Origin of the sequence: Mycobacterium innocens (assembly GCF_900566055.1) — a bacterium.
GTDB classification, from domain to species: domain Bacteria; phylum Actinomycetota; class Actinomycetes; order Mycobacteriales; family Mycobacteriaceae; genus Mycobacterium; species Mycobacterium innocens.
Window position 1 is genome coordinate 1 of sequence record NZ_UPHQ01000204.1, and the last position, 2445, is coordinate 2445.

Sequence of the window (2445 nt, forward strand, 5' to 3'; positions counted from 1 at the left end):
AGTCGTAGTCGTCGGCATGCTCACGGACCAATCGGACCGCCTTGGCCTTGGTGTTCTCGTCGTACTTGCTTGGCATCGTGCCATCCTTCCCAAGAAAGGAAGTGCGCACGAAACCCGGGACGATTCACACTGAAAAGTCGTGCTGCTCGCTGATCGTCGGTGCTCCTACTCAGATCGGCCAACACGTCGAGGATATCTGGGAGATGTAGGTACACACCGCTTTTCGCTGCGCAGACGAGAGCGTCGTGGGCGCCGCGTTCGGCCTGTTGCGGCAGGCCCTGAGCCGTCGCCACGCGGGCGCGGGCCACCAGTGCCGCCACCCGGTGCCAACCGGTCGCCACAGCGACGGCGTCGTCGGCCCACGAGCGGGCCGAGGTCACATCACCCAGCGCCCGCGCCGCTTCGACGGCGTTGAAGGCGCGTTGCGCCACCGCCATCTTGGGCTGAGCCACGCTGAGGTAGCGCCAGGCCGCCTCGCTCGCGACCTGCGCCGCCGCGACATCGCCGCCGGCCAGCGCCGCTTGGCAATCGGCCACCACAGCGCTGAAATTGTGCTATGGCGTCGACCAGGTCGCCCCGCATCAGGAGTGTCCATTCGCGACTGAGGTGACATAGACGCGCACCGAACCGGTCGCCGACGGCATCGGCGACATCACATCCCTCTTCCGCGGTCGCATGGGCCGCGGCCGGGTCACCCTGCATGACAGCCGTATTCGACTGCTGAGCAAGGATCTGGCTCAGCCTCCACTGGTCGCCGATTGCGCGGGCGAGGCCAGCCGCCTCGGCGTAGTACGCTGCGGCCGCGTCGGCGTCGTAGAGGTAGCCCGCGACGATGCCGCACGCCGTCAAGACCCGCGCCAGCAGCACCGGATCATCGGGCTCACGAGCGAGGGTCAGGGCGCACTGCGCTCGAGCCATGCCGTCGCCCGAAATAGAGTGACAACCGCCATGTCCGCCAACGCGCGAGCTCTCGTGGCGGCCGTAACTTGTAGTTCACTCGCATCGTCGATAGTTATCGCGTCGAACCACGCACAGCCTTCCAGGATGTGGCCGCGGGTGTGCCATAACGGTTGCAGTGAAGACGCGAGTCCGAGCGCCTGTTCGAGGTCGGAGTTTTCCAGGCTCCAGGTGAAAGCGCTTCGCAAATTGTCCATGTCGGTTTCGGCCTGCGGGAGCAGCTGCTCGTAGTCGGTGCGTCCCGGCGTGTCCAGCAACGCAGCCATCGACGTGTAGTAGTCGCGGTGTCGCGCCCGGATAGCGTCGGCCTCATCGGATTCGCTCAGTTTCTCCAGTGCGTACTGGCGCACCGTTTCCAGCAGCCGGTATCGAGTTCGGCCGCTTGTGTTTTCGGCTCGCACCAGCGACTTATCCACCAGGAGGGTGAGTTGATCGAGCACTTGGTAGCGTTCGATGTCGTCGCCCCCGGCGACCGTTTGCGCGGCGGTCAGGTCGAAGCCCCCGAGGAACACTGCCAGCCGGCGAAACAGCATGCGTTCGGTTTCGGTCAACAACGCGTGGGACCAATCGACCGAGGCCCGCAACCTCTGCTGGCGGCGCACCGCGGTGCGCGAACCACCGGTCAGCAACCGGAATCGGTCATGCAGGCCATCGACGATCTCCGTCAGCGACATCGTCCGGACCCGCGCAGCCGCCAGTTCGATCGCCAGTGGCATGCCATCAAGTCGGGTGCAGATCTGTTCCACCGCGCCGGCGTTGTCGTCGCTCACGGTGAAGCCGGCCTGGGCCAAGCGGGCGCGGTCGGCGAACAACTCGACGGCGTCGTCCGCCAGCGACAGCGAGGGCACCTGCCAGGCCGCTTCGCCCACCACCCCAAGCGGCTCCCGACTCGTGGCCAGGACCGTCGAGCCCGGTGCGGCGACGAGCAACGCAGCCACCAGCTTGGCACTCCCGTCGAGCAGGTGCTCGCAGTTGTCCAACACGATCAGCAGCTGGCGGCCGCGGAGAAACCGCAACAGCGTGTCCATCGTCGATCGCCCGGGCTGATCCGGTAGACCGAGCGCCCGGGCCACCGTGACAGGCGCGAGGTCGGGATGGCTGATCGGCGCCAAATCGACGTAGCAGACGCCGTCGCGGAACTTGTCAGCGATCAGGGCGGCGACATGCACCGCCAGCCGCGTCTTACCCACGCCACCCGCTCCGGTCAGGGTGACCAGCCGACTATGGGCGAGCGTGTCCTGCAGGCTCGTCATTTCAGCTTGGCGGCCAACAAAATTCGTCAGATTCACCGAAAGATTGTGGGTCGCATTGGTGACGGGCGTGCGCAGCGGCGGGAAGTCGTTGCACAAGTCGGGATGGCATGTTGACGGGCACTCGGTATGGGGTTGATCGCGTCACTCTGGATGAGGATGGGCAGTCGCTTCGTCTGCGGCGGCATGGTGACGACGAGCGGTGTCCTGGCGGGCAGCGGCAACCGCCTGATGTCGG

Annotated in this window: 1 protein-coding gene and 1 pseudogene; both read right to left on the bottom strand. The window is 66.0% G+C overall.

The features are described from left to right. Positions 1 to 20: 20 nt before the first annotated feature. Positions 21 to 536 carry a hypothetical protein gene (locus tag EET03_RS33300; RefSeq protein WP_208649098.1) on the bottom strand — a complete coding sequence of 172 codons (516 nt, stop codon included), beginning with the start codon at positions 534 to 536 and terminating at the stop codon, positions 21 to 23. A 10-nt stretch (positions 537 to 546) separates the two neighbouring features. After that, positions 547 to 2318 (bottom strand): annotated as a pseudogene (locus EET03_RS30905) (ATP-binding protein); the annotation flags it as partial. Positions 2319 to 2445: the final 127 nt, after the last annotated feature.